This window comes from Aureimonas sp. D3, from assembly GCF_001463805.1.
In the GTDB taxonomy this organism is placed as follows: domain Bacteria; phylum Pseudomonadota; class Alphaproteobacteria; order Rhizobiales; family Rhizobiaceae; genus Aureimonas; species Aureimonas ureilytica_A.
In genome coordinates, this window is sequence record NZ_BBWM01000067.1 from 13,326 (window position 1) to 38,056 (window position 24,731).

General features: G+C 64.9%; 20 protein-coding genes and 2 tRNA genes. 12 read left to right on the plus strand and 10 right to left on the minus strand.

From position 1 onward, the window contains the following. Positions 1-8: 8 nt before the first annotated feature. The 5 genes from AUL36_RS20480 to AUL36_RS20500 all read right to left on the minus strand — a co-directional run bounded on the left by AUL36_RS20480 (position 9) and on the right by AUL36_RS20500 (position 3,667). Complete coding sequence (locus AUL36_RS20480; RefSeq protein WP_062223787.1) at positions 9-740, minus strand: amino acid ABC transporter ATP-binding protein; 732 nt, start codon at positions 738-740, stop codon at positions 9-11. Further along, positions 718-1,377, minus strand: a complete 660-nt coding sequence (locus tag AUL36_RS20485; RefSeq protein ID WP_062223789.1) for an amino acid ABC transporter permease — start codon at positions 1,375-1,377, stop codon at positions 718-720. The genes AUL36_RS20480 and AUL36_RS20485 overlap by 23 nt, the downstream gene beginning before the upstream one ends. Beyond that, positions 1,374-2,045 carry an amino acid ABC transporter permease gene (locus AUL36_RS20490; RefSeq protein WP_062223791.1) on the minus strand — a complete coding sequence of 224 codons (672 nt, stop codon included), beginning with the start codon at positions 2,043-2,045 and terminating at the stop codon, positions 1,374-1,376. Before AUL36_RS20490 ends, AUL36_RS20485 begins: the two co-directional genes overlap by 4 nt. Before the next feature lie 100 nt (positions 2,046-2,145). After that, on the minus strand, positions 2,146-2,934 hold the full coding sequence (locus tag AUL36_RS20495) for a transporter substrate-binding domain-containing protein (protein WP_062223793.1): 789 nt from the start codon (positions 2,932-2,934) through the stop codon (positions 2,146-2,148). A gap of 13 nt (positions 2,935-2,947) precedes the next feature. Continuing rightward, the gene (locus AUL36_RS20500) at positions 2,948-3,667 is read right to left on the minus strand and encodes a GntR family transcriptional regulator (protein ID WP_062223795.1); all 720 of its coding nucleotides are present in this window, start codon (positions 3,665-3,667) and stop codon (positions 2,948-2,950) included. A 214-nt stretch (positions 3,668-3,881) separates the two neighbouring features. On the opposite strand from AUL36_RS20500, the gene AUL36_RS20505 reads away from it, so the two are divergent. Continuing rightward, positions 3,882-9,131: a DUF4011 domain-containing protein gene (locus AUL36_RS20505; protein WP_062223864.1), complete on the plus strand. Its 5,250-nt coding sequence runs from the start codon at positions 3,882-3,884 to the stop codon at positions 9,129-9,131. Positions 9,132-9,466: 335 nt separating this feature from the next. Next, positions 9,467-9,964 (plus strand): DUF3617 domain-containing protein, encoded by a 498-nt coding sequence (locus AUL36_RS20510; RefSeq protein ID WP_062223797.1) that lies wholly within the window; start codon positions 9,467-9,469, stop codon positions 9,962-9,964. Positions 9,965-10,049: 85 nt separating this feature from the next. On the opposite strand, the gene AUL36_RS20515 is transcribed toward AUL36_RS20510, so the two are convergent. Then, positions 10,050-10,952 (minus strand): LysR family transcriptional regulator, encoded by a 903-nt coding sequence (locus AUL36_RS20515; RefSeq protein ID WP_062223799.1) that lies wholly within the window; start codon positions 10,950-10,952, stop codon positions 10,050-10,052. A 100-nt stretch (positions 10,953-11,052) separates the two neighbouring features. Between AUL36_RS20515 and AUL36_RS20520 the strand changes: the two genes are divergently transcribed. From AUL36_RS20520 to AUL36_RS20530, 3 genes are all read left to right on the plus strand, one after another. Continuing rightward, positions 11,053-12,288, plus strand: a complete 1,236-nt coding sequence (locus AUL36_RS20520; RefSeq protein WP_062223801.1) for an MFS transporter — start codon at positions 11,053-11,055, stop codon at positions 12,286-12,288. 199 nt (positions 12,289-12,487) lie between these two features. After that, positions 12,488-12,564: transfer RNA gene (locus tag AUL36_RS20525), tRNA-Met, on the plus strand. Between the two features lie 43 nt (positions 12,565-12,607). Further along, positions 12,608-12,684: transfer RNA gene (locus AUL36_RS20530), tRNA-Met, on the plus strand. Between the two features lie 75 nt (positions 12,685-12,759). On the opposite strand, the gene AUL36_RS20535 is transcribed toward AUL36_RS20530, so the two are convergent. The 3 genes from AUL36_RS20535 to AUL36_RS20545 all read right to left on the minus strand — a co-directional run bounded on the left by AUL36_RS20535 (position 12,760) and on the right by AUL36_RS20545 (position 14,220). Continuing rightward, positions 12,760-13,011 carry a hypothetical protein gene (locus tag AUL36_RS20535; protein WP_062223802.1) on the minus strand — a complete coding sequence of 84 codons (252 nt, stop codon included), beginning with the start codon at positions 13,009-13,011 and terminating at the stop codon, positions 12,760-12,762. 331 nt (positions 13,012-13,342) lie between these two features. Beyond that, a complete protein-coding gene (locus AUL36_RS20540) occupies positions 13,343-13,537 on the minus strand; it encodes a hypothetical protein (RefSeq protein WP_062223804.1) in 195 nt (64 codons plus the stop codon). Positions 13,538-14,034: 497 nt separating this feature from the next. Next, positions 14,035-14,220, minus strand: coding sequence for a hypothetical protein (locus AUL36_RS20545; protein WP_153005347.1), 186 nt, complete (start codon positions 14,218-14,220; stop codon positions 14,035-14,037). 547 nt (positions 14,221-14,767) lie between these two features. Here AUL36_RS20545 and AUL36_RS20555 point away from each other — a divergent pair. The 7 genes from AUL36_RS20555 to AUL36_RS20585 all read left to right on the plus strand — a co-directional run bounded on the left by AUL36_RS20555 (position 14,768) and on the right by AUL36_RS20585 (position 23,353). Next, positions 14,768-15,655: an NAD(P)-dependent oxidoreductase gene (locus AUL36_RS20555; RefSeq protein ID WP_062223808.1), complete on the plus strand. Its 888-nt coding sequence runs from the start codon at positions 14,768-14,770 to the stop codon at positions 15,653-15,655. A gap of 113 nt (positions 15,656-15,768) precedes the next feature. Next, positions 15,769-16,728, plus strand: a complete 960-nt coding sequence (locus AUL36_RS20560) for a TRAP transporter substrate-binding protein (protein ID WP_062223865.1) — start codon at positions 15,769-15,771, stop codon at positions 16,726-16,728. Beyond that, complete coding sequence (locus AUL36_RS20565) at positions 16,728-18,581, plus strand: TRAP transporter large permease (protein ID WP_062223810.1); 1,854 nt, start codon at positions 16,728-16,730, stop codon at positions 18,579-18,581. The genes AUL36_RS20560 and AUL36_RS20565 overlap by 1 nt, the downstream gene beginning before the upstream one ends. A gap of 815 nt (positions 18,582-19,396) precedes the next feature. After that, positions 19,397-20,323: a sensor domain-containing diguanylate cyclase gene (locus AUL36_RS20570; RefSeq protein ID WP_192843880.1), complete on the plus strand. Its 927-nt coding sequence runs from the start codon at positions 19,397-19,399 to the stop codon at positions 20,321-20,323. Positions 20,324-20,752: 429 nt separating this feature from the next. Beyond that, complete coding sequence (locus AUL36_RS20575) at positions 20,753-21,295, plus strand: TadE/TadG family type IV pilus assembly protein (RefSeq protein WP_062223814.1); 543 nt, start codon at positions 20,753-20,755, stop codon at positions 21,293-21,295. Then, positions 21,292-21,867: a TadE/TadG family type IV pilus assembly protein gene (locus AUL36_RS20580; RefSeq protein WP_062223816.1), complete on the plus strand. Its 576-nt coding sequence runs from the start codon at positions 21,292-21,294 to the stop codon at positions 21,865-21,867. Before AUL36_RS20575 ends, AUL36_RS20580 begins: the two co-directional genes overlap by 4 nt. Before the next feature lie 22 nt (positions 21,868-21,889). After that, positions 21,890-23,353 (plus strand): pilus assembly protein TadG-related protein, encoded by a 1,464-nt coding sequence (locus AUL36_RS20585; RefSeq protein WP_062223818.1) that lies wholly within the window; start codon positions 21,890-21,892, stop codon positions 23,351-23,353. Between the two features lie 348 nt (positions 23,354-23,701). On the opposite strand, the gene AUL36_RS20590 is transcribed toward AUL36_RS20585, so the two are convergent. Further along, positions 23,702-24,724 carry a transketolase family protein gene (locus AUL36_RS20590; RefSeq protein WP_202814774.1) on the minus strand — a complete coding sequence of 341 codons (1,023 nt, stop codon included), beginning with the start codon at positions 24,722-24,724 and terminating at the stop codon, positions 23,702-23,704. Positions 24,725-24,731: the final 7 nt, after the last annotated feature.

Here is a 24,731-nt window from a genome sequence, read left to right on the forward strand (position 1 = left end):
GCGCGGCCTCACGCCTGCCCGTGGCCGAGGAAGCGCTGAAGCTCCGGCGTCTTGGGGGTGCCGAACAGCTCTTCCGGCGGGCCGATCTCGTGGACGCGGCCCTCATGCATGAAGACGACGCGCGAGGCGACTTCGCGGGCGAACTTCATCTCATGCGTGACCATCATCAGCGTCATGCCCTCGGCGCCGAGTTCGCGCACCACGGCCAGAACCTCGGCCACGAGTTCGGGGTCGAGCGCCGAGGTGATCTCGTCGCATAGGAGCGCGATCGGCTGCATGGCGAGCGCGCGGGCGATGGCGACGCGCTGCTGCTGGCCGCCCGAGAGCTCGTCGGGATAGGCGTCGAACTTGTGCCCCAATCCGACGCGCTCGAGCTGCCGGCGCGCCATGGCCTCTGCCTCGGCCTTCGGCACCTTCTTCACCACGGTCTGGCTTAGCATCACGTTGCGCCCGGCCGTGAGATGGGGGAAGAGGTTGAACTGCTGGAAGATCATGCCGACCTTCAGCCGCAGCGCTTTCAGATGCGTCTCGTCGGGCAGAAGCTGCGCGCCGGCGACGAGGATCGATCCGCCGTCGATCGATTCCAGCCCGTTGATGCAGCGAAGAAGCGTGGACTTGCCCGAGCCGCTCTTGCCGATGATGGCGATGACCTCGCCGGGCGCGACGTCGAGATTGATGCCTTTCAGGACCTCGTTCGATCCGAAGCGCTTTTTGACCTCAGTGACCGCGATGAGCGACATTGAGCTTCCTTTCGAGGATCTGCGAGGACTTGGAGAGCGGCCAGCACAGCGCGAAATAGATGAGCGCGACGAGGCCATAGACGGTGAAGGGCTGGAACGTGGCGTTGGTGACGACCGTGCCGGCCTTGGAGAGTTCGGTGAAGCCGATGATGGAGGTCAGCGCCGTGCCCTTCACCACCTGCACCGAGAAGCCGACGGTCGGCGGCACGGCGACCCGCAGCGCCTGGGGCAGGATGACGTGGCGCATCTGCTGGAGCCGGCCCATGCCGAGGCTGGCGGAGGCCTCCCATTGGCCCTTGGAGACCGCTTCCACGCAGCCGCGCCAGATTTCGGCCAGGAACGCCGCGCTCCACAGCGTCAGCGCCGTGCCGGCGGCGAGCCAGGCCGGCACGTCCACGCCGAACATTCCGAGCCCGAAGAAGATCAGAAAGAGCTGCATCAGGAGCGGCGTGCCTTGGAGAAGCTCGATATAGGCCTTGGCCGCGCGCTGGATGGCCTTGCGCGGCGAGATGCGCCCGAACAGGACGAGAAGGCCGACAAGACCGCCGCCCGCGAAGGACACGAGCGAGAGAACCACCGTCCAGCGCGCCGCCAGTAGCAGGTTGCGCAGGATGTCCCAGGTCGAGAACTCGATCATGCGGGCCTCCGCTGGGGGAAGAGGGCCGAGCCGAGAAGACCCATGGCGCGGCGCACGAGAATGGCCAGCGCGAGATAGATGAGGGTCGAGACGAGATAGGTCTCGAAGGCCCGGAAATTACGCGACTGGATGAAATTGGCGACGAAGGTCAGATCCTCGACCGCGATCTGCGAGACCACGGCCGAGCCGAGCATCACGATCACCACCTGGGAGGAGAGCGCCGGCCAGATTCGCTGGAGCGAGGGCACGAGCACGACATGGCGGAACGTTTCCCAGCGCGTCATGGCGAGGCTCGCGCCCGCCTCGTACTGGCCCTTGGGCGTCGCCTCGATGCCGGCCCGGATGATCTCGCAGGCATAGGCGCCGAGATTGATCGTCATGGCGAGATAGGCCGCGCTCATCTCGTCCATCTGGATGCCGAGGCCCGGCAGGCCGAAGAAGATGAAGAAGAGCTGGATCAGGAAGGGCGTGTTGCGGATCATCTCGACATAGGCCGAGACCGGCCAGCGCAGCGCCTTGGGCCCGAGCGCGCGGACCCAGGCGCAGGCGATGCCGACCAGAATGCCCAGCGTGCCGCCCACCAGGATGAGCTGAAGCGTGACCCGCACGCCGTTGAGAAGCGCCGGCGCGTAAGGCGCCAGCCAGGAGAAATCGAACTGATAGGGCATGAGGCCGGGCCTCTGGAAGCTGAACGAGACGGGAAGCTGAACGAGAACGGCAAAGGCGACCCGCCACGAAGAGCGGATCGCCTTTCGGGTCGGCGTCGGATTACAGACCGGCCGGCAGGTCGGTCTTCAGCCACTTCTGGGCGATGGCGTTCAGCGCGCCGTCCTTCTTGGCCTCGGCGATGATGGCGTCCACCTTGGCTTTCAGCGCGTCCGCGCCCTTGGGCAGGCCGATATAGCAGGGCGAATCCTTGATCAGGAACTTCAGCTCCGGGCGCTTGGGCGGGTTGCGCTCGATGATCGCGGCGGCGACCACGTTGCCCGTGGCGACCAGCGGCACCTGTCCCGACAGGAAGGCCGAGATCGTGCCGTTATTGTCCTCGTAGCGCTTGATGGTGGCGTCGGAGGGCGCGACCTTGGTCAGCTCCAGATCCTCGACCGAGCCGCGCGTGACGCCGATGGTCTTGCCGGCGAGTTCCGCCGCGTCCTTCACATTGGTGTCGGCCGGGCCGAACACGCCGTTGTAGAAGGGAGCGTAGGCGGTGGAGAAGTCGATCACCTTCTCGCGGTCCGGGTTCTTGCCGAGCGAGGAGATCACGACATCGACCTTGCCCGTCTGGAGGAAGGGCACGCGATTGGCCGAGGTGACGGGCGTCAGCTCGAGCTTCACGCCCATCTTCTGCGCGATCAGCTTGGCCATGTCGATGTCGTAGCCCTGCGGGGTCATGTCGGTGCCGACCGAGCCGAAGGGCGGGAAGTCCTGCGGCACGGCGACCCGCAGCGTGCCGCGGCTTTCGATATCGGACAGGGCATCGGCCGAGGCCGGCAGGGCGAGCGAGACGAGCCCGGCGAGCGCGAGGCCGGCGGCGAGAAGCGAGCGACGATGGATCATGAGGCAGGGTCCTTCAGAGTGTAGAAAAAGCGGGTGAGACAAGGGCGCCCGTGGGGTCGAGCGAGCGCCGGAGATCGGCGAGAGGGTCGGCTGCCATGTCGAGATCGAGGCCGGCTTCCACCTCGTCGAGATGCCGGATGGCAAGATCGGACGCGGCCAGCCGGTCGCCGCGCGCCAGCGCCTCGACGATGCGGCAATGGCCGAGATGCGATTCCTCGGCATGGGTCGTGGACTGGTAGAGCATGGAGATCAGGATCGTGCGGGCCGTGAGGTCGCGCAGGATTTCGCTTAAGGCCGGATTGGCCACGATATCGCCGAGCCGGATGTGGAAGTCGCCCATCAGGCAGACGAGGCGGGGATGATCGCCCGCCGCCAGGGCGGCGCGCTCGTCGCTCAGATGCGTCTGGAGCAGCGCCAGATGCTCGGGCTCCAGCGCCGGCATGATGCGCATCATGCCGGCTTCCACGGCGCGGCGCGCCTCAAAGACGCGCTTGGCCTCGGTCGACGAGGGCTCCACCACGAACCAGCCCCGGCGCGAGCGCACCTCCACGATATGGCGCGAGGCCAGCCGCATCAGCGCCTCGCGCACGAGGGTGCGCGACACGTTGAACAGACTCGCCAGTTCCCCTTCGCCCAGCCGCGCGCCGGGGCGCAGACGGCGCGCCAGGATCGAGCGCAGAATCACGGCGTCGATGGCGGCGGAGGGGGACGGGAGAGAAGGGCGATCTTGCATACAAGACTGAAGTGCAAGCGTCATGCCAAACCGCCGCACCTTGTGACTCCGAGGTTGGAGCCGGACGGTCGACGCTTGGCTGTCTATATTTCAGGCTTCTTGTGCACTGCATCATCACATGTTTCGCCTTGGCGAGCGGAGCGCGGCGACGCGAGCCCTTCTCAAACGGCGCACGCTGCATAGGATGCGCGCACGAAAGCGAGGGAGCATGGGCATGATGGACGGGACCGAAGGCGTCGAGGGTGAGGATGCCTTGCGGCCGGAGATCGCGGTGGAGGCGCGTGAAAGCCTCACCTACGCCTCGTTCCAGAATGCCGTGCCTCTTCTCTCAAGCCTCGCGCTCCACCATCCCGGCCCGGACGCGCTGGATGGCCTCCGGCTGGAGCTGTCCTCCGTGCCGCCCTTTCTCCGGCCCAAGAGCTGGGCGATCGATCGCCTCGGCGCTGGCGAGACGCTGACGCTCGTCGACCGGCGCGTCGAACTGGACGCCGCCTATCTCGCGGGGCTGAACGAGGCCGAGCGCGGCGAGCTTCGCTTTCGCTTAACGCGCGGCGATGAGATGCTGGCCGAGACGATCCGGCCCGTCCGGCTTCTGGCGCGCGACGAATGGGGCGGGGCGGGCGACATGGCCCAGCTTCTGCCCGCCTTCGTCATGCCGAACGATCCGGCCACCGCGAAGATCCTGCGCGCAGCGGCCGACATGCTGGTGGCGCACGGCCATTCCGGCGCGATGGACGGCTATCAAAGCGGCGATGTCAGGCGCGCCTATATGCTGGCCGCCGCGCTTTATACGAGCGTCGCCGGGCTTGGGCTGCATTATGCCGAACCGCCCGCGAGCTTCGAGCAGCGCGGGCAGAAGATCCGCCGCCCGGCGAGCGCCTTGAGCGACGGGCTCGCCACCTGCCTCGACACGAGTCTGCTTCTGGCCGCCGCGCTGGAGGCGGCGGGGCTGAACGCCGTGGTGGTCTTCGTTTCGGGCCATGCGGCCGCCGGCGTCTGGCTCTCCAAGCGCACCCTGCCGCGCGCGGTGGAGACGGACGCCATGGAACTGCGCAAGGCGCTGGCCGCGCGCGAGCTTCTGGTGTTCGAGACGACGGGGGTGACCTTCCGGCCGGCCATGGGCTTCGAGCAGGCCTGCCGCGACGGCGCGGCGCTTCTGGCGGAGGGCGCGCGCCGCGCCTTTGTCTGCGCGGTGGATGTGGCGCGTTCGCGCAGCGGCGGCATCCAGCCGCTCGCCTCGCACGACCCCGCCGCACCGGGCGAGGCGGAACCAAGCGCCGAGCCCGCCGCGCCGGCCCTGCCCGCCATGCCCGATTTCGGTGCGATGCCGGCGGAAAGCGTCGAGGACAAGCCGACGACGCCGGGCGGGCGCATCGATCGCTGGCAGCGCAAGCTGCTCGATCTCTCCTTGCGCAACAAGCTCCTGAATTTCAGCCAGACCGGCTCCACCGTGCCCTTCCTTTGCCCGGACGCCGCCGCGCTGGAGGATCGGCTGGCGGCGGGCGGGGCCATGCGCCTCGTCTCCATCCCCGAGCAGAATCCAGTGGGCGAGCGCGACGAGATGCTGTTTCGCGAAACGCGCGGCGAGGACTTGCAGGCGCGCTTTGCAGCCGACGCCTTGGCGCGCGGCGAACTCGCCTCCACCCTCGACGCGAAGACACTGGAAGCGCGCCTCACCGCGCTGTTTCGCCAGTCGCGTAGCGACATGGCCGAGGGCGGCACCAACACGCTCTATATCGCAGTCGGCTTCCTGCGCTGGAAGAAGAAGCCCGAGGACGAGCGCGTCTACCGCGCGCCGCTTCTGCTGCTGCCGGCCAAGCTGGAGCGCCGCAGCGCCTCCTCGCCCTTCCGCCTCGTGCACCACGAGGACGATATCCGCTTCAACGCCACGCTGCTCCAGTTTCTGGAGCGCGATTTCGGCCTGAAAGTGCCCTCCCTCCAAGGCGAGTTGCCCACTGATGAGACCGGCATCGACGTGGCGGACGTCCTGTCGCGGATGCGTCAGGCGGTGCGCGACGTGCCGGGCTTCGAGGTGGTGGACGAGACGGCGCTCGGCACCTTCTCCTTCGCCAAATATCTGATGTGGAAGGACCTGACGGAGCGCACCGACGCGCTGCGCCAGAACCGCGTCGTGCGCCATCTCATCGACACGCCCGAAGAGGCCTTCGCCGACCCCGTGCCCTTCCGCGAGGCGCGCGAGATCGACAGGGCCTATGCCCCGGCCGACATCGTGACGCCGCTGCCCGCCGATTCCTCGCAGATCGTCGCGACGCTGGCGGCGGCCGAGGGCAAGGATTTCGTGGTGATCGGCCCGCCGGGCACGGGCAAGAGCCAGACCATCGCCAATATGATCGCCCATTGCCTCGCGCATCGGCGCACGGTCCTCTTCGTCGCGGAAAAGACCGCCGCGCTCGATGTCGTCTATCGCCGCCTGCGCGAGCATGGGCTCGGCGAGCATTGTCTGGAGCTTCATTCCTCCAAGGCCGACCGGCGGCACTTCCTCAGCCAATTGCGCAGCGCCTGGGAAAGCGGCGCGGCGCGAAGCGGGGACTGGGTGGAGCTGAACGGCCGGCTCAAGGTGCAGCGCGACGCGTTGAACAGCTATGCCGAGGCGCTGCACCGCGAGGCGCGCTGCGGCTGGACGCCCTATCGCGCCATGGGGGTGACGCTGCGCGGGGCCGAGCAGCACGCGCCCGCACTTTCCTGGCCCGCCATGGACCAGCACGAGGCCGCCCATTACGCCGCGCTGGAAGACCTCGCCGAGGGGCTGGGCCGCACGGTCGCCGCCGTCGAGGCGCGCCCGAGCCTCGCGCTGGTGGATGTGGACGAATGGACCTCCGCCTGGGCCGAGCGCCTCCTGGCGCAGGCGCGCACCGCGCGCGAGGCGGCCGAGGCGCTGGCGCAGGCCGCCACGGCGTTTCGCGCCCATATCGGCATGGCCCCGGCCGGGTCTCTCAGCCTTCCCGAGACGCGCCGCCTCGCCGCGCTGGCGGCTGCTTTGAAGCCGGGCGAGGGCGCGCTCGCCTTCGACCCCGGCTTTGCGGAGCTGCGCGAGAACTTCGGCGCGCTGGAAGCCGCCGTCTCGGCCTTCCGCACGGAAGAATCGCGCCTCTCGGCCACCTATGAGCGCGAGGAGATGGCGCGCATTCCGGTGGAGGATCTCGACCGCCGTCTGCGCGAGGCCGAGGCGAGCTTTTGGCCCTTCTCCTGGTTCAAACGGCGCGGCGTCGCCAAGCTCCTGCAAACCTATGCCCGCTCGGGCACGGCCGTTCCGGCGAGTGACCTGCCGATCCTGCGCCGGATGCAGGCCGTCGCGGCCCAAGTGCAGGCAAGCCCGCTCGCCGGGCGGCTCAAGGGCTTTGCCGGGATCGACAGCGATCTTCCGCGCCTGTCCGCCAGCCTCGTCTCGGCCGAGCAGCTACGCGCCGCCGTGATGCGGCTGGGCGAGCCGACGGGGGAAACCGGCGCGATCGTCGCCGCGCTCCTGCGCGCGCTGCCGGAGCTGACCGAGACGAGCCCGCTCAGCGAGGCCGCCCGCGCGGTGGAAGAGGCCCAGGCCGGCTGGCTGGAGGCCGAGCGCCAATGGCGCGAGGTCAGCGGCGGCGTGCCGCTCGGGGCGGCACAAGGCGAGACCTTGGAGAGCGTCTCGGCCGCGCTCGCGGATCTGGGAGCCAGCGCAGGCCTCCTGCGCGACTGGACGTCCTGGTGCGCCATTCGCCGCCGCGCGCTGGCTGAAGGTCTGGCTCCATTCGTGGCCGATTTGGAAACCGGCGCGGTGCGGCCGGGCGAAGCGCGCGCCGCCTTCGCGCTCGCCTATGCCCGCTGGTGGCTGCCCCTCGCCATCGACGCCGACGCGCGCCTGCGCGATTTCCGCCGCTTCAGCCACGAGCACGCGATCGACGATTTCCGCAAGCTGGACGATCTCGTGCGCAAGGCGGCCTCGCAGCGCATTCGCGAGGCGCTGACCCACGGTCTGCCCGATCCGCAATCGGTGCCGCGCAAGTCCGAACTCGGCCTCCTGCGCCATCAGATGGAGCTGAAGCGCCCCAGCCGCTCGATCCGCGAGATGATCGGCGCCATGCCTGAAAGCTTCGCGCGGCTTGCGCCTTGCGTTCTCATGTCGCCGCTCTCGATCGCGCAATATCTGCCGCCCGATCAGGCCTTGTTCGATGTCGTGATCTTCGACGAAGCCTCGCAGATCACGACATGGGACGCGGTCGGCGCAGTGGCGCGCGGCCGGCAGACCATCATCGTGGGCGATCCCAAGCAGCTGCCGCCGACCAATTTCTTCGGCCGCACCGAGGCGGAGGACGAAGCGCCCGAGTTCGAGCGCGATCTGGAAAGCATTCTGGACGAGGCCAAGGCCTCCGGCCTGCCGGTGCACGATCTGCGCTGGCACTATCGCTCGCGCCATGAATCGCTGATCGCCTTCTCCAACCATCATTATTACGACAACCGGCTGATCACCTTCCCCTCGCCGGTGACGCAGGACCGCGCCGTGTCGCTGCGCTATCTGCCCGACGCCGTCTACGACCGGGGCAAGAGCCGCACCAACCCGGCCGAGGCGCGGGCCATCGCGAAGGATGTGGCGAACCGTCTGCGCGCGGCGCTCGACCTGCCGGAGGCCCAGCGGCCGACGCTCGGCGTGATCACCTTCAACAGCCAGCAGCAGGGCCTGATTCAGGATCTCCTCGATCAGGAGCGGCGCGACGATCCCGCGCTCGAATGGTTCTTCGAGGACGAGCGGCTGGAACCGGTCTTCGTCAAGAATCTGGAAAACGTGCAGGGCGACGAGCGCGACGTGATCCTCTTCTCCATGACCTTCGGCAAGGACGTGGCCGGCAAGCTCGCCATGGATTTCGGCGCGCTGAACCGCGAGGGCGGCGAGCGGCGCTTGAACGTGGCGGTGACGCGCGCCCGGCAGGAGTTGCAGATCGTCTCCTCCCTCAAGGCCGAGTCGATCGACCTGTCGCGCTCCAAGGCGGCGGGCGTGCGCCATCTGAAAACCTTCCTCGACTATGCCGACCGGGGCGCGGTGGCGCTGCCCGCCACGGATCAGGGTTCGCTCGGCGGCGTGGAATCGCCCTTCGAGGCGGCGGTGGCCGAGGCGCTCTCGCGGCGCGGCTGGCAGGTGGTGACGCAGGTCGGCGTGTCCGGCTTCCGCGTCGATCTCGCCATCCGTCATCCCGACCATGCCGGCGCGTTTCTGGCCGGCGTCGAATGCGACGGGGCGACCTATCACCGCTCGGCCACGGCCCGCGACCGCGACAAGGTGCGCGAGCAGGTGCTGCGGGGCTTGGGTTGGAATATCCTGCGCGTCTGGTCCACCGACTGGTGGTTCGACCCGATGGGCGCGACCGTTCGGCTCGATCAGGCGCTGAAAGGACTGGTGGCGGAAAGCCGCGCGCGGGACGCGGTGGAGCGGGAGGCGGCCAAGGGGGAGGCGCTCGGCGCGCCCGCTTGAGCGGGGCCTCTCGCAGGAGCCGCCTGCGGAGGGCAACGGCTTATCTCGCTCGCCGCGCTCCGATCGGGAGGGTTGTCGTCGCCCTTCTCGCGCCTGTTCCCCAGGCGAATGCGCTTGAGGCGCGAACGCAGGGACAGGCGCGCCCCTCGCGCGTCGGGTCTCGCCGCTCGAAGAGAGCCACGTCGTCGGCTGCGAAGCCTCCCGTCTGAAGGGTAGCGGCCGGTGGCTTCGTAAGGCCGACCTGCATTTTGCCGACGAAATCGGTTGCCGGCTCCGGGCTGTCGCCTAGCTCTGTGTTTCCCCGTGGCTGCGGCCACGCTTTTCAGGGAGTCGTCATGCGAGTTCGCGTCCTTACCGTCTGCCTCGCCGCCACGATCGGAACCATGGGCACGGCTTTTGCCGCCGAAACGCTGCCCATGCGCAAGGCCGGCCTGTGGGAAACCAAGACCCAGTCGCCGGATGGCAACGTCACCGTTCGCCAGTGCATCGACGAGAAGACCGACCAACTGGCGCAGGGCGCGTTCGGCGCGTCGCAGAACTGCTCCAAGCGCTCGCTGGTGAAGACGGATACGGGCTACGAGTCCGAGAGCGAGTGCAAGATCGGCACGATCTCAGCCACGGGCAAAGCCCTCATCTCCGGGGATTTCGACAGCAAGATTCACATGAAGGTGGACACGACGCTGACCGGCGTGCCCGATATGGAGGAGCCGGTTCGGCGCCAGATGGAGATCGACGCCACCTATGTCGGCCCCTGCATCGCCGGCCAGAGCCCGGGCGACATCATCATGCCCGACGGCAAGATCGTGAAAATGCCGACCGCGCCCAAGCCGTAAAAGGCGCGCGCTCCGGCCCACCTCATCAAACGCGTGGGTCAATGCCCGGCCGTGGCGTGTGCCGCGTGGCCGGGCGACCGTCGTCTTATGCCTCGAACTCGTGCGCGGCCGCGCGAGCCATCTCCGCGAAGTTCATGGCGAGGCGCGAGGGGCGTTGCCGGGGATAGGCGACGGCGAGTTCCACATGCGGCACGGGGGCTTTCAGGTCGCGATAGGCGACGCCCGCGATGCTGAGCTGGCGCAGCGCATCCGGCACCAGCGAGAAGCCGAGTTCGGCTGAGACCAGCGAAAGGACGGAGGCGATCTGCGGCGCGGACTGGCCGATACCAGGCTCGAAGCCCGCCGCGCGGCAGGCCTCGATCGCCGCATCGTGCAGGCTGGTGCCGACGCGGCGCGGGGTGAGAAGAAGCGGCTCCTCTTGCAGGAGGCGCAAATCCAGCGGGGTGCTGCCGCTCGCGGCCGGATGGCCCGCCGGCACGGCGGCCACCAAATGCTCGCGCACCAACGCGAAGGCTTGGATGGTGCTCGCCTCCGACAGGGAGGGCCGCAGGATCGCGGCATCCAATCGGTCCTCCTCCAGCCCACCCAAAAGCACGGCAGAATTGGCCTCCTCCAGGGTCAGTTCGACATCGGGAAAGCGCCGGCGAAAGGCGCGGATGCTGGCGCCGAGCACGGGATGAAGAACCGAGGTGCCGGTGAAGCCGAGCCGCAAGACGCCGGTTTCGCCCCGCTCGGCCCTTCGCGCGGCCTCCGCCGCCTCCAGCGCGCGCTGAGGGATCGAGCGCACCCGCTCAAGGAAGGCTCGGCCCGCCTCCGTCAACTCGGCTCCATGCGGCACCCGGTGAAACAGGCGCGCGCCGATCTCCGTCTCCAGGTCCCGGATCTGAAGGCTGAGCGGCGGCTGGCCGATGCCGAGCCGCGCGGCGGCGCGGGTGAAGTTCCCTTCTTCGGCGACGGCCAGGAAATATCGGATATGGCGAAGCTCCATGCCATTTGCATAAGCTATCGCATTCGCCATTTCCATATATTGGACCGATGGGGAGGGGGAGCCGTATATGCCGGGCATTCCCAGACGAGGTTCGCCCTTCATGGCTTCATCACTCGCCGCCTCAGGCTTTGCCGACCTGACCGCGCCCTCCGGTTTCGTCAGCCATGGCACGCCGGAATATCGAAAGGCGGGCGCGGCGCTCTTTCTTTTGGGGTTCGCCAGCTTCTCGCTGATCTATTGCGTCCAGCCGCTGCTGCCGGCCTTTGCCGAGAGCTTCGGCCTGACACCGGCCGAGAGTGCGCTCGCCCTGTCGCTGACGACGGGCTTTCTCGCGATCTCGATTCTTCTGGCGGGAGCCTTCTCGCAGGCGCTCGGCCGACGCGGGCTCATGTTCGTATCCATGGCTTTGGCCGCCGTCCTCAACCTTGCCGCTGCGCTCAGTCCCAACTGGCACGGGCTGCTGTTGGCCCGCGCGGCGGAAGGCTTCGTGCTCGGCGGCGTTCCGGCCGTCGCCATGGCCTGGCTCGCGGAAGAGATCGACCCGCGCCATCTCGGCCGCACCATGGGTCTCTATGTCGCCGGCACGGCCTTCGGCGCGATGATCGGCCGGGTGGGGCTGGGTGTGGCGACCGAGTTCGTGTCCTGGCGCCTCGCCATGGGCGTTCTGGGCGCGCTGTGTCTTATGGCGGCGCTCGGCTTTCTGGCGCTTCTGCCGCCCTCGCGCCATTTCGAGGCCCGGCGCGGCGTCAATGCGCGCTTTCATCTGGCGGCCTGGGGCCGGCATCTCGCCAATCCCGGCTTGCTGCGCATCTATGCGATCGGTTTTCTCCTTACGAGCATCTTCGTCACGCTCTTCAACTACTCGACCTTCCGCCTGATGGGCGCGCCCTATGGGCTGGGGCAGACCGAGGTCAGCCTGATCTTCCTCGCCTACGGCTTCGGCATCGTCTCGTCCTCGCTGGCGGGCCGGCTGTCGGATCGCTTCGGGCGCGGGCCGCTGCTTCTGGCAGGCTTCCTCCTGATGCTGGCCGGCGTCGCGCTGACGCTGCTCGCCTCACTCATAGCGATCGGGCTCGGTATCGCGCTGGTCACGACCGGCTTCTTCATCGGCCATTCCGTCGCCAGCGGATCGGTCGGCGCGCTGGCGCGGGGCGACAAGGGCCATGCGACCTCGCTCTATCTCCTCATCTATTATCTGGGCGCCAGCGTCACCGGCTGGGCCGGCGGCTGGGTCTGGCAGCATGGCGGCTGGCCCGCCATCGGCGCGATGACGGCGGGTTTCGCCCTGGCCGGCGCACTTCTGGCTGCGACCTTTCTCCGGCAGCGGAGCGCCTAACGGCTTGGGATCGCAAGGGGACTCGCCTTTTGCTCGGTCTGCGATATGATTTTGTCTGTCAGGACATGCCCAGCTCGCAAAACACCTGTTTGGCGAGGCGTCTTCGATTTTTTCATAAAAGCGACATGAGCCTCTTTGCAAAGCCGAAAAGGCCGTCTATATCACCACTCACCGACGGCGACACGCCGACGGGACATGGCGCGGGGTGGAGCAGCCCGGTAGCTCGTCAGGCTCATAACCTGAAGGTCGCAAGTTCAAATCTTGCCCCCGCAACCATTGTATAGAACGGATAGCCGGAGGCTTTGGCCGAAGGTCTTGGCGCGGGGTGGAGCAGCCCGGTAGCTCGTCAGGCTCATAACCTGAAGGTCGCAAGTTCAAATCTTGCCCCCGCAACCAGTCCGAGAACACGAGACCAGATCACGAGCATCAGCCGCCCAGACCAGGTGGCTTTCTTGCGTCCGCAAGTCTTGGTCAATGCGTCCCCGCAACCATCTCGACTTGCGATCGGCCCACCCCTCTGGCAGGCCTTTTGCTTTCGAGCGATACCGCAAGGACACCCGTCAGATCGCCGCGCACGTCGATCTGAAGCTCGCCATTCTCCGGTGTCAGGATGATCTCGCGCCCCAGCGAGCGCAGCACGTCGGCCGCCACCATCCACTTGGCTTCCAAATCCTTCTGAAGCGCCGCGTAGAGTTCGTCGATCTGGATGTGGTGGCGGAGCATGTTCGGGTGCGGGAGGGAAGGCGACTCCTCGGCCTCTTGCAGGATTGCCTTCGGCGTCTTCTGACGCCGCTCCAGCCCAACCATCGTCTTATGGAGACGTTCGGCAGCGCCGCCTCCCAGAACGAGATTGAGATGTGTGTCCCGCTCTCGGTCGATCTTCTTGATCTCCGCGCCTCGGCCGCATCGATCGACCCTCCATGAGAAGCCGGTTCATCTCGCGCGTGAACTCGTCGCAAAACTCCTTGCACAGCGCAGGGTCCATCAGCTGATGGCGCCGCGCGTTCAGCACCCGTGCTTTGAGCTGGTCGCGGCGGATGTTCTTGCGGTTGTCTCAGATGCCATTGTTGCGTGCCATCGAGCAGGCGACCAAATCGGCCGAGATCATCGAGTGGCCGCTACCGCAGCAGCCGAACCTGGTCAGGCCCGAGAAGAGGTATTGGGGACGCCGGCGTTCCCTGGAATGGTTCGTGGCGTCGCCGTCGTCGCCGCGATTCCGTTTGGCCGCGCGCTGGCGTTCCTGCGCCATGGCCAGAGGGCGCCATCGAGGATGCGCAGTTCGGGAACGTCCTGCGTGATCCATTCCGGTTCCGGGTTCATCCGCCCTGGCGCTTGCCGGTGTCCCGCTTCGGATTGCCGTTGATGGTGCTGAAGCCCAGTCACCGCCACCCGGGGTGGGGGGGCGTTCTTGTTCAGCTCAAAGCGGCTTGCCGGGTTGGTTCTTTGGACGGTGCGGCTCCAACACCGCCCATGCCTCGTCCGATAGCCGAAACAAATCACGCATGATCGCCTCCTATCCGGAAACTCAATTCCGGACGGGATCAATCGGTCTCGGCGATATCTTGGATGCGTCTCGTACCTGTGTCGCCGACCCCACTCGGTCGATCCATTCACCGCGCGAGATGCCGGCTTCCATTGAAGGAGATCGGACGCGCCGAGCCTTGCACCACGCGTCCTGATGCGAAGACCGAATAAGGCAGGAGGTTTCCTCCGAGACCGTCACCGACCGATCATGGCCGTGGCCCGTTAGCGGCGCGCTGGTCCGTCGCCGTCGAGCGAATGCATACCGCCCGCAAATCGCGCGGCGAGCGCGCCGAAGCGGCGCGCCAGAACGCCGGCCAAACGCCCCATATGCTGAGCCTGCATGCCACGCGCCTCGGCCATGATGTCGGCCTCCCGGCGAAAACTCGACGCTTCAAAGCTCTCACGCATCTCGGTCTCTTTGTACATTCTATTTCTGCTGCGATGCAGCATAGACCTCTCGCCTCCGAGCATCGAGAGGCGAGGCCGCTGTATTTTTACATAGCTGTCATTCGCGCAGCGCCAGCTTGGTTTGGCCATCCCATGGGACCCGTCCGTAACTTGTAGAAACGAATGAATCAAATGCATCGATGGTCGAAAAATTCGCGTTTGTCAGATGCATCGGCTCATTGGAGACTGACCGCACATCACGGAGGATTGATGTGTCTTTTCCGCGCCAGATTGCCCTCGTGGCGGGCGTTGCAAGCCTGCCAAACGCTGGTTTTCGCGTAGTCCCTCTGGTCGCCGACCAAGCCGCGCGCGCGGGGGTCGCCGACCTCGACCCCCAAAAAACCGGCGAGTCTCCCGCAAGGTACAAGGGCGACGCCGATATCCGGCTCGTCATCGACGGCTGCTGCCAAGAGATGGGCGATGCCTTTCGAGGTCTAGCCGGGCTTGCGCCGGTGCCGGGGCGTCTGGCGCCTTCCAACGCGGCCTCGCTTACGCGATGGGTCGCAGCATGAGCCCGGCCGAGACGACGATCGGCTTCGTCGGATTGGGCGCCATGGGGCGTCCGATGGCGGCTCATCTTATCGAAAATGGCTTCGTGGTGCAGGGCTTCGACATAAGCCAGGCGGCGCGCGACGCGCTCGAAACGGCAGGTGGCAAGCCCGTCTCTTCGGCCGCCGAGGCCGCGACAGGTGCCGACGCGCTCGTCCTGATGGTGGTCAACGCGGATCAAGCCCGCGCTGTTTTGTTCGAGGCGGGCGCACTGGATGCGTTGCGACCGGGCGGCACCGTGGTTCTGATGGCGACGTGCCCGCCCGGTGCCGTCGAATCCATGGCGGAACGCGTCGTGGCGACAGGCCGCGGTTTCATCGATGCGCCCGTGTCCGGCGGCGTCGCAGGCGCGACGGCGGCAACGCTCACCATCATGGCGGCGGCACCCGCCGACACGCTCGCCGCGCTCCAACCCATGCTCGATGCGCTTGGCGGCAAGGTCGTGCATGTGGGAACCCGGCCAGGCCAAGGCGCGCTTGTCAAAGCCGTGAACCAGCTCTTGTGCGGGGTCCATATCGCGGCCGCTGCCGAGGCCTTGGCGCTGGCCGGCAAGGTCGGCGTCGATAAGGCCGTGATGCTCGACATCGTGTGTGGCTCGGCCGCGTCAAGCTGGATGCTGAAGGATCGCGGCCCGCGGATGCTGGAAGCGCAGCCTGTTACGACCAGCGCGGTCGACATCTTCGTCAAGGATCTGGGCATCGTGATCGAGGCCGGGCGGGACGCCAAGGCGGCCGTGCCGCTGGCCGCACTCGCCCATCAGCTATTCCTGGCGACCTCCGGTCAAGGGCACGGGAAGGCCGACGATAGCCAGATCATCAGAACCTATGACGGCTTGAACGGCACCTGAGAGCGCCACGGCCGGCTTCAATCGACAACGGGAGGAATGATACATTGACGACGAAAACACCGAAGGCGGGGCTGAACCGCCGCGCGTTTCTGGCAGGCGCGGCCGCCCTGCCCATGATCACGGTGATCACGAGCCGGAGCTTTGCGGCGGAATTCAGCTACAAGTTCGCGACAGGCCAGGACCCGAGCCATCCCGTCAATGTCAGAGCCGGCGAAGCCTTGAATCGCATTCGGGAGGCCTCGGGTGGGCGACTCGATATCAAGATGTTCCCTGCCAACCAACTGGGCTCCGACACAGACCTTCTGAGTCAGGTGCGTTCGGGCGGCGTCGAATTCTTCAATCTCGCGACATCCATCCTCAATACGCTGGTGCCGGCAGCTGGCCTCGTCAACATCGGCTTTGCCTTCAAGGACTATGCCGATGTCTGGAATGCGGTGGATGGTCCGCTTGGCCAGTACATAGCCGCGCAGATTGCAAAGGTCGGCCTCGTTTCGGTCGTACCGCTCTGGAATAACGGCTTCCGCCAGATCACCTCGTCGACGCGGGATATCATTGCGCCCGCCGACCTTGCGGGGTTCAAAATCCGCGTACCGCCGGCGCCCATTCTGACCTCGCTGTTTCAGGCGCTCGGCGCGTCGCCGACGCCGATCAACTTCAACGAGCTTTATTCCTCCCTGCAGACCAAGATCGTCGAGGGGCAGGAAAATCCCCTGGCCATCATTGCCACGACCAAGCTCTACGAGGTCCAGAAATCCATCAGCATGACGAGCCATGTCTGGGACGGCTACCAGATTCTCGGCAACCGCCGCGCCTGGGAAAGGCTGCCGGCTGATCTCAAAGAGATCGTGCAGCGCGAGCTCGCTCAATCGGGGCAGCAGGAACGCCAGGACATCGTCAAGCTCAGCGAAACGCTGCGCCAGGATCTGACTTCCAAAGGTATGGTATTCCACGACGTCGATCGCGCCAAGTTCCAGGATATGCTCAAGACCACGAGCTATTACAAGGACTGGAAGGCCAAGTTCGGCGATGAGGCCTGGAAGGTGCTGGAGAGCACGGCGGGGAGCCTCACCTGATGGCGGGGATACCCGTCGCGGCAGCGCCCCTTGAGGGGCGCTCGTTCGCATCGGAAGCCGAACGCCTGCTCTTGCGTGCGATGGAGGCACTGGCGGCGATTCTGGTGGTGGCCGAGACGATCATCCTTCTGATGGGCGTCGTGTCGCGATTCGTCTTCGACAACCCCTTGATCTGGAGCGACGAACTTGCGTCGCTCCTGTTCCTGTGGCTCGCCATGGTGGGTTCCGCGATCGCTCTCGCGCGCGGTGCCCATATGCGCCTTTCAACCGTGACCGCCATCATGTCGCCGGTCTGGCAGAGGCGACTGGAGGCTCTTGCGACCATCGTGCCGTTGATTGTCCTGATATTCCTGTTCCAGCCGGCGCAAGACTATGTCGAGGACCAGAGCTTCATCGAGACGCCGGCCCTCGGTTGGCCGGGTTCGGTGCGCGCCTATGCCATGCTGGTCGGCATCGGGTTGATGTTGGCCGTTGCGGCGCTGCGGCTCCTCAAACTGGGGTGGCGCGATGTGGCCCTGTCGGTTCTGGCGCTCGGCGTTCTGGCCGTCGGGCTCTATGCTGCGGCCCCAGTCCTGACGGCGATCGGCAACTGGAACCTCCTTTTTTTCTTCGTCCTGCTTGTGGGCGGAGCGGTTCTTCTCGGGGTCCCGATCGCCTTCGCCTTCGGCCTTGCCACCATAGCCTACCTGTTGACCACCTCCTCGACGCCTCTCTCCGTCGTAGTGGGACGGCTCGACGAAGGGATGAGCTCGCTGATCCTGCTCGCGGTCCCGCTCTTCGTTCTGCTCGGGCAACTCGTGGAGGCGACCGGCATGGCTCGCGCCATGGTGGCCTTTCTGGCCGCTTTGATCGGTCACGTGCGGGGCGGGCTGTCCTATGTGTTGCTTGGCGGTATGCTGCTTGTCTCCGGCATTTCGGGTTCGAAGGCGGCGGATATGGCTGCCGTCGCCCCAGTGCTCTTCCCGGAGATGAAGCGCCGCGGCCTCGACGAGGGCGAGATGGTGTCGCTTCTGGCAAGCTCGGGCGCCATGGCGGAAACGATCCCACCCTCCCTGGTGCTGATCGCCATCGCCTCGGTGACAGGAGTCTCGATCTCAGCGCTCTTCATCGGCGGCCTCCTGCCGGGCGTGGTGCTCGCGGTTGCTCTCGCGATCCTGGCCCGTCATCGCACCATAGAGGCACCCACCGCGCGGGCGCCGCTGGCGGTCGTCGGCAAGACCTTCCTGATCGGCCTGCCGGCGCTGATCCTGCCGGTGCTCGTCCGCACCGCCGTGGTCGAAGGCGTCGCCACCGCCACCGAAGTCTCGACCATCGGCATTGCCTACTGCCTTATCGTGGGCGTTCTCGTCTATCGGCAGTTCGATTGGCGGCGCGCCTATCCCATGCTGATCGACACCGCGACGTTGTCCGGCGCCATTCTGTTCATCATCGGAGCAGCGACGGGTATGGCTTGGGCGCTGACGCAGTCAGGCTTCTCGCACGCTCTAGCGCAGGTCATGGCCAGCGTACCCGGCGGGCAATGGGGCTTCCTCGCGGTGTCCATCCTGGCTTTCATCATGCTGGGGAGCGTGCTCGAAGGCATCCCGGCCATGGTGTTGTTCGGCCCCCTCCTGTTCCCGATCGCGCGAGAGATGGGTGTCAACGAGGTGCATTATGCTGTGGTGATCATCCTCGCCATGGGCATCGGTCTCTTCGCGCCGCCCTTCGGTCTCGGCTACTACACGGCCTGCACGATCGGGAAAGTGAATCCGGATGTCGCCATGCGGAAAATCTGGCCTTATCTCGGCGTTCTCGTACTGAGCCTTCTGCTGCTGGCGGCGGTGCCATGGTTCTCGACGGGGTTTCTGCCGTGACATCTCCGACCACACAGGTCCGGGCGGCTCTTCTCCGTTCGGCCTGTTGAGGTCAAGCGCTCCTGGGCTGGAGATCAGTCTTCAGCTCGGGAATAAGGTGCCGAAGCCTCGCGGGCACGCCAAGCTGCGGGACCACCGGGGGAGGGCAGCGACCCATGCGAACCGGACGTGGGCGACATCGTCCACGACCAATCCGCGACCAGTTGCGACCCTGCGCATCCTGACGGTGATCGACACGTTCTCGCGCGTCCCGCCCGCTATCACCCGCGCTTCAGCTACCGTGGTGTGCCGCTCATCACCTCCATCGTCTCCATCATCTCGTCGTCCTGCGGTCGGCCTCGCCTGGCTTCCCAATCGAGGGCGCTGACGATGGAATTTCGCTCCGACAGTTCAACGGCGAATCGCGCCGTTCCCCACCTGTCGTTGAAAGCCGGAATGGCCGGATCGGCCCGCTGCGTTTCTTCTCACCGGCATCGGCTCTGCCGACCCTTCTTTCCGGGGCTCCCTCGCCGTCGCGCCGTCCGGCCGCCGAAGGCGCGATCGAGGCTTCGGCAGCCCTCACCGCTCGCTGGGCTGGGAGCGGCATCTGGAGGCGCAACGCCGGCGATTGGCCATCTCACCAAACTTTAAGGGAATCGTGCCATAATGGACCGTGATCGGCTTGGCGGCACTCTTCCGAAGTGGGTTGAGCGTGCCTGTGTGAACGTCGTCAAGCCAGCCATGACGTGACAGGGATTCAAGCGGGCGTTCAGCCGATGTCGTCGAAGCCGATCGCGAAGTCTCCGGAACCGGACCCGAACGGCGCGACCGCGTCAATGCGCGAGATCGCGCGCCCCGTGTCGCTCTGTGAGCGAAGCCCTCATGATCTCACGGTTCTCAACGCTGCGTTCGCCACCGTGAAGATGGGCGTTTGGGAATGCAGTCTGCCCGACCAGACATTGATCTGGAGTGATGGGGTCTATGATCTGTTCGATCTCCCCCGAGGCATTCGCCCCGACCGACGCTTGATCCTCCAGCAATACGAACCCGAAGCGCGCGAGCAGCTGATCGCGCTCCGCGCTCAAGCCATACGAACGGGCTCGGGCTTCGAGTGCGACGCAAGGATCCGAACCGGCACGGGGGCGCAACGCTGGATCCGGATCACCGCCACGGTCGAAATGCGCGATGGCGTTCCCGCTCGCATTTTCGGGGTGAAGCGCGATGTCACGGATGAACTGGCCCTTCTGGAGCGTATGCGCCACCTCGCCGAACACGACGAGATAACCCAGCTTGCCAACCGCCATTCCTTCAATCATCGCCTGCAGGCTCTGTGCGAAACGGCGGTACGCTGTTCCTCACGCGCCACGCTTCTGCTGCTCGATCTCGACGGGTTCAAGCTCATCAACGATCGGCTCGGCCATAGCGCGGGGGACGAGGTCTTGCGCATCGTGGGACAAAGGCTCGCTGACTGCGCCGACGGTCTGGCATTTCCGGCGCGGATCGGAGGAGACGAGTTCGCCTTGTTGACCGACGCCGCGAGCGCCAAGGTCGAGATCCTGGCCATGCGCGCGATCAGCGAAATCTCGCGGGACATGCGGGTCGAGGGGAGGCTGGCCAAGGTTGGCGCCTCCATCGGGATCGCCACGCGCGGGGATGGCAACGCCATCCAACTCTACCGAGAAGCGGACGCTGCCCTGTATCAAGCCAAAAACGCGGGACGCGGCGTTTATCGGATATTCTCCGGCGTTGCTTCCGCTCGCTGAGAGCATCTGAATCCCCTGGGGTGGAAGGTGGAGGGTGGACGAGGGAATCCCATCAGTCCACGCGAAGCGAAGAGCCATGGATGCGAGGGGCGAGGGCCGAGCATTCGCAGGGCGAATGAGGGATCCTATCTCGACCAGAGGATGACCTCCGTTACCCCCACGGATCCAATTCAGAACCACGAACGCCCCATCCGTCGAACGGCGCCAACACGGTCCTTGCGATAAGGGATCCGGGGCACCGCACAATCGAGCAATGTAATAAATATATCAAACAATATACCCTCAACCCTTAGTATTTGCATTTAATCTCAAGTAAATTTCTCGATATAGCCACACGCATAAAGAGTTCTTTAATGCAAAGCGCGCTAATTTAGTCTGTAGCCACCTATCGATTCAGGCCATCTATCGAACGGTTTCCAAGAGCGAAGTATGTTGGAGTTCCGCGACAGACACCGAGATCGTGCCGCGCGTCGATGCTTTGTGCGAGACAGGCGGGGAGCAACCGCGATCGAGTTCGCCATTCTGGCAGTGCCGTTTTTCCTTCTCATCTTCGCCGTCCTGGAAACTGCAGCGGTTTTCATTGGGGAAATGACGTTGGAGAACGCGACCGCTCAAGTCGGCCGTCAGGTCCGCACGGGCGAGGTCGCGGATGCTCAGGTCTCGGCTCCAGACCTGCGACAGAGGATCTGCGCCACCATGGCCATCCCGATCGACTGCGAGAAATTGCAGATCGATCTGCGCGAGTACGAGCGCTATTCGGACATCTCGTCGGCCGCCCCGGTGAAGAATAACGTGATCGACGTCGACGGCTTGGCTTACGACGAGGGCGAGCCAGGTCGGATCATGGCGTTACGCGCGTTCTACGAATGGCCCATTCACACGGACATCATTCGCCGTTTCCTGTCCAACACACCAAGCGGCAACCACATGCTCGTCGCGGTCGATGTGTTCAAGACCGAGCCGTTTCAATGAAGCCGTTTCGAAGGTTTGCTTGGCAGTTCTCCCAAGCCCCGCTCCTGACAGGTCGTAACGTCGCGAACAGGTCTGGCGTCGCCGCGATCGAGTTCGCGATCATCGCGCCGATCCTGCTCCTGATCTATATCGGCAATATCGAGCTGACGCTGGCCCTGACATGCGACCAAAAGTTGAAGCATGCCACGTCGGTCGTTGGAGATTTGATCAGCCAATCCTCCACTCTCACCTCCGACGACGTTCTGCAAATCTTCACGGCCGCGAACGCCGTGCTCCAGCCCTATTCTCCTAATCCGCTGAAACTCCGGGTTTCCGTTCTATCACCCAAACCGGACGGACAGTCGAAGGTAATGTGGTCCGTAGGGCAGAATATGGATAGAAGAAGCCCGGGAAGCATTTATCAAACTCCGCCCAATCTTTGGACCGACGAGCAGAAGTCTCTCGTCGTGACTGAAACACTTTACGATTACGAGCCTGTGACCAGCGACATTTTCGAGAAGTCGGTCGAGCTCTCCAAAGTCACGTATTCCCGCCCTAGAGGAATGTGGACCATAACCTGTACGGACTGTTGATAGAGCTTTGAGGATCAGAGAGATGCTTTCGAATTTCTCGAGCGATCGGTCTGGAACCTTCGCAATTCTGACGGCGATCATCGTCATTCCGTTGATCTTGATTGTCGGCTTCGCAATCGATGGTACGCGATACTACTCCGCGCGAAGCCAGCTCCAAAACGCGACCGATATGGCCGCTCTCGCGCTTGCCGCCTCCATGGAACAGGATCAGCAAAAACTTGAGGCTCTAGCCAAATCCTATCTTCTGGCCAACATGACGGACGCGTCTGTCATAGATCTGAAACTCGACGCCCTCGAAGCAACTTCGAAGGACATCGAACTCACAACATCGGCCGTCCTGCCTTTGACGCTCATGCAGATCGCCAATTTTCACGATCTGGGTCTTCAGACGGCCGCCAAGGCGATACGCGCGCCCGTGCGGAAGGTGGAACTCGCTCTCGTGCTCGACAACACCTGGTCCATGTCGGAACAGGATCGCAGCGGCATCTCCAAGATCGACACGCTGAAACAGGCTTCTCGCGAACTCGTCGATCAGTTGATTACTGGCGATGACAGTCCGATTCGAATCGGGATCGTGCCCTATGCCGATTACATCAATGTCGGGACGAAGTACCGCAACGAACCATGGATCGACGTCGGCCGAGACTACACCGAAGCGGCGAAAGACAAAGTCTGCGAAACCAAGACCCAGAAAAAGATCTGTCTTCAGAAGACCGCGGAATATTCTTGCAAGAAATTTGTCGACGGTGTGCCGGAACAATCCACCTGCGGTGGAGACTGTACCGCGTCGGAAATCAGGACGGTCGCGCCTTACGAAGACTGCTCGGGAGGCGGAAAAGGTAAAACCTATAAATGGTTCGGCTGCATCGGTTCGAGAAGGCCGGGAACCTATCGCCTGAACGACCTCGCCAGCAGCATTCCCTATCCCGGCTATCTCGAAACGAGCCAGCATTGCCTGAGCCCGATCGTCCCCTTGAGCAACGACAAACCCACCTTGCTCGCTGCGATCCACAACCTCGTCATCAATATAGGAGATAAATACAAGCCCTACACTTATATCCCGGCAGGGATGATTTGGGGCCAGAACGTCCTTTCCGCTACCGAGCCTCTCAGTGAAGCGGCGGACTATGATAAGGACAATATCGATCCGAAGAAGATCTTGGTTCTGATGACCGATGGTGACAATACGCTGCGGTTCGACCCGAATGACGGTCGTCACGTTTCGTTGAGTTCGAAGGCAGACAAGGCCGCGATCGAGGTGAACCAGACAAACAACGATACGTTGTCGATCTGCAGCTACGCGAAGAACAAGAAGATCGAAGTCTACACCATCGCTTTCATGGTGGACAACGCCACCGCCAAGGACATGCTGCGGCGATGCGCGACGGATGCGAAGCATTATTTCGACGCATCGGATCGGAACCGCTTGCTGAGTGCGTTTTCCGGCATCGCGAAGGCCATCAACCAGGTGCGTCTGGCCCAGTAACGTGGAAGGCCGAACCCGAAACGAGTTGAGCGGTTTCAGCGGGCTGTGATTGCATCTGGTTGCGAGGCTTCGTGGCGCCGATCATGCCTTGGACTGAAGCCGCCCGGCGCGATCCGGCGCGTCGAGGGTGGTACTTCAGGTGATCTTCGCGACCGGGAACGGGCGCTGATCTCGCCCCTACCTCAAAGACCGCTCGCCGAACCGACGCCGCTTTTTTGGGTTTCGCGGAGGCGTCGGGTCGTTGAGCGAACGTTCGCGACGGTCCGAAGGACAGGCGAGACATGTGGCCCGCTCTTGGATGGCGAGAAGACCCGACCAGCCGGCCCCGCGAGTTATTGTTGGGTGCTCTTATACCCAGCCCCTGATCTGCTCGGCGATCTTCCCGACGGAGATTCCGTATAGGTCATGAAGCGTCGGCAGGGCACCAGCCTCCAGGAATTCGTCCGGTAGGCCGATCATGCGGAAGGTCGGCGTGACGCCGGCGCGTAGCAGCGTGCCGGCGACGGACTCGCCGAGTCCGCCGACCACCGAGTGGTTCTCGGCGGTGACAACCAGCCGCCCGCCTCGGCCTGCCTCCCGCAAGATCGTCTCCGTGTCGAGCGGTTTGATGGTGGGTGAGTGGAGGACGGCGACGTCGATCCCATCCTTGGCAAGCTGCTCGGCGGCGTCCAGAGCGCGCATCGTCATGAAGCCCGACGAGATTACGAGAACCTGCTTGCCTTCACGGATCACCTGCGCCTTGCCGATGGCGAACTGATAGTCCGGCTTCCAGCGGGTCAGCACGGCCGGCACCTTGCCGCGCAGCAGGCGAGAATAGATCGGTCCGGGATGGGCCGCCATGGCTGGCACGGACTGGCGGATGTCCACCGCGTCGCAGGGGTCGATGATCGTCATGTTCGGCAGGCCCCGAAAGATCGCCAGATCCTCGGTCGCCTGATGGCTCGGGCCGTAGCCGGTGGTTAGGCCCGGCAGGGCGCAGACGATCTTGACGGGAAGATTCTCCTCCGCGATCGCCATGGCGATGAAGTCATAGGCGCGGCGGGAGGCGAAAACGGCATAGGTGGTGGCGAAGGGCAGGAAGCCCTCGCGCGCCAGACCTGCCGCCGCCGAGACCATGACCTGCTCGGCCATGCCCATCTGGTAGAAGCGGTCCGGCATCGCTTGGGCGAGGATGTGAAGGTCGGTGTATTTAGCAAGATCCGCCGACAGGCCGACGATCCGTTCGTCCGCCTTCGCCAGTTCCACCAGCGCGTGGCCGAAGGGCGCGTTCTCCGTCTCGTAGCCCTCGGCCGCGAGGGAGGCGATCATGGCGGAGGTCGCCACTCGCTCGCCTTCGGGAGCCGCACGGCGCGGCTGGTACTTGCGGGCCATGGATGCA

Excerpts from the sequence above, each read along its gene's own strand:
- AUL36_RS20480 (WP_062223787.1), bottom strand. The coding sequence starts at position 740 with ATGTCGCTCATCGCGGTCACTGAGGTCAAAAAGCGCTTCGGATCGAAC.
- AUL36_RS20485 (WP_062223789.1), bottom strand. The coding sequence starts at position 1,377 with ATGATCGAGTTCTCGACCTGGGACATCCTGCGCAACCTGCTACTGGCG.
- AUL36_RS20490 (WP_062223791.1), bottom strand. The coding sequence starts at position 2,045 with ATGCCCTATCAGTTCGATTTCTCCTGGCTGGCGCCTTACGCGCCGGCG.
- AUL36_RS20495 (WP_062223793.1), bottom strand. The coding sequence starts at position 2,934 with ATGATCCATCGTCGCTCGCTTCTCGCCGCCGGCCTCGCGCTCGCCGGG.
- AUL36_RS20500 (WP_062223795.1), bottom strand. The coding sequence starts at position 3,667 with ATGCAAGATCGCCCTTCTCTCCCGTCCCCCTCCGCCGCCATCGACGCC.
- AUL36_RS20505 (WP_062223864.1), top strand. The coding sequence starts at position 3,882 with ATGATGGACGGGACCGAAGGCGTCGAGGGTGAGGATGCCTTGCGGCCG.
- AUL36_RS20510 (WP_062223797.1), top strand. The coding sequence starts at position 9,467 with ATGCGAGTTCGCGTCCTTACCGTCTGCCTCGCCGCCACGATCGGAACC.
- AUL36_RS20515 (WP_062223799.1), bottom strand. The coding sequence starts at position 10,952 with ATGGAGCTTCGCCATATCCGATATTTCCTGGCCGTCGCCGAAGAAGGG.
- AUL36_RS20520 (WP_062223801.1), top strand. The coding sequence starts at position 11,053 with ATGGCTTCATCACTCGCCGCCTCAGGCTTTGCCGACCTGACCGCGCCC.
- AUL36_RS20535 (WP_062223802.1), bottom strand. The coding sequence starts at position 13,011 with ATGCTCCGCCACCACATCCAGATCGACGAACTCTACGCGGCGCTTCAG.
- AUL36_RS20540 (WP_062223804.1), bottom strand. The coding sequence starts at position 13,537 with ATGGCGCAGGAACGCCAGCGCGCGGCCAAACGGAATCGCGGCGACGAC.
- AUL36_RS20545 (WP_153005347.1), bottom strand. The coding sequence starts at position 14,220 with ATGCGTGAGAGCTTTGAAGCGTCGAGTTTTCGCCGGGAGGCCGACATC.
- AUL36_RS20555 (WP_062223808.1), top strand. The coding sequence starts at position 14,768 with ATGAGCCCGGCCGAGACGACGATCGGCTTCGTCGGATTGGGCGCCATG.
- AUL36_RS20560 (WP_062223865.1), top strand. The coding sequence starts at position 15,769 with ATGATCACGGTGATCACGAGCCGGAGCTTTGCGGCGGAATTCAGCTAC.
- AUL36_RS20565 (WP_062223810.1), top strand. The coding sequence starts at position 16,728 with ATGGCGGGGATACCCGTCGCGGCAGCGCCCCTTGAGGGGCGCTCGTTC.
- AUL36_RS20570 (WP_192843880.1), top strand. The coding sequence starts at position 19,397 with ATGCGCGAGATCGCGCGCCCCGTGTCGCTCTGTGAGCGAAGCCCTCAT.
- AUL36_RS20575 (WP_062223814.1), top strand. The coding sequence starts at position 20,753 with ATGTTGGAGTTCCGCGACAGACACCGAGATCGTGCCGCGCGTCGATGC.
- AUL36_RS20580 (WP_062223816.1), top strand. The coding sequence starts at position 21,292 with ATGAAGCCGTTTCGAAGGTTTGCTTGGCAGTTCTCCCAAGCCCCGCTC.
- AUL36_RS20585 (WP_062223818.1), top strand. The coding sequence starts at position 21,890 with ATGCTTTCGAATTTCTCGAGCGATCGGTCTGGAACCTTCGCAATTCTG.
- AUL36_RS20590 (WP_202814774.1), bottom strand. The coding sequence starts at position 24,724 with ATGGCCCGCAAGTACCAGCCGCGCCGTGCGGCTCCCGAAGGCGAGCGA.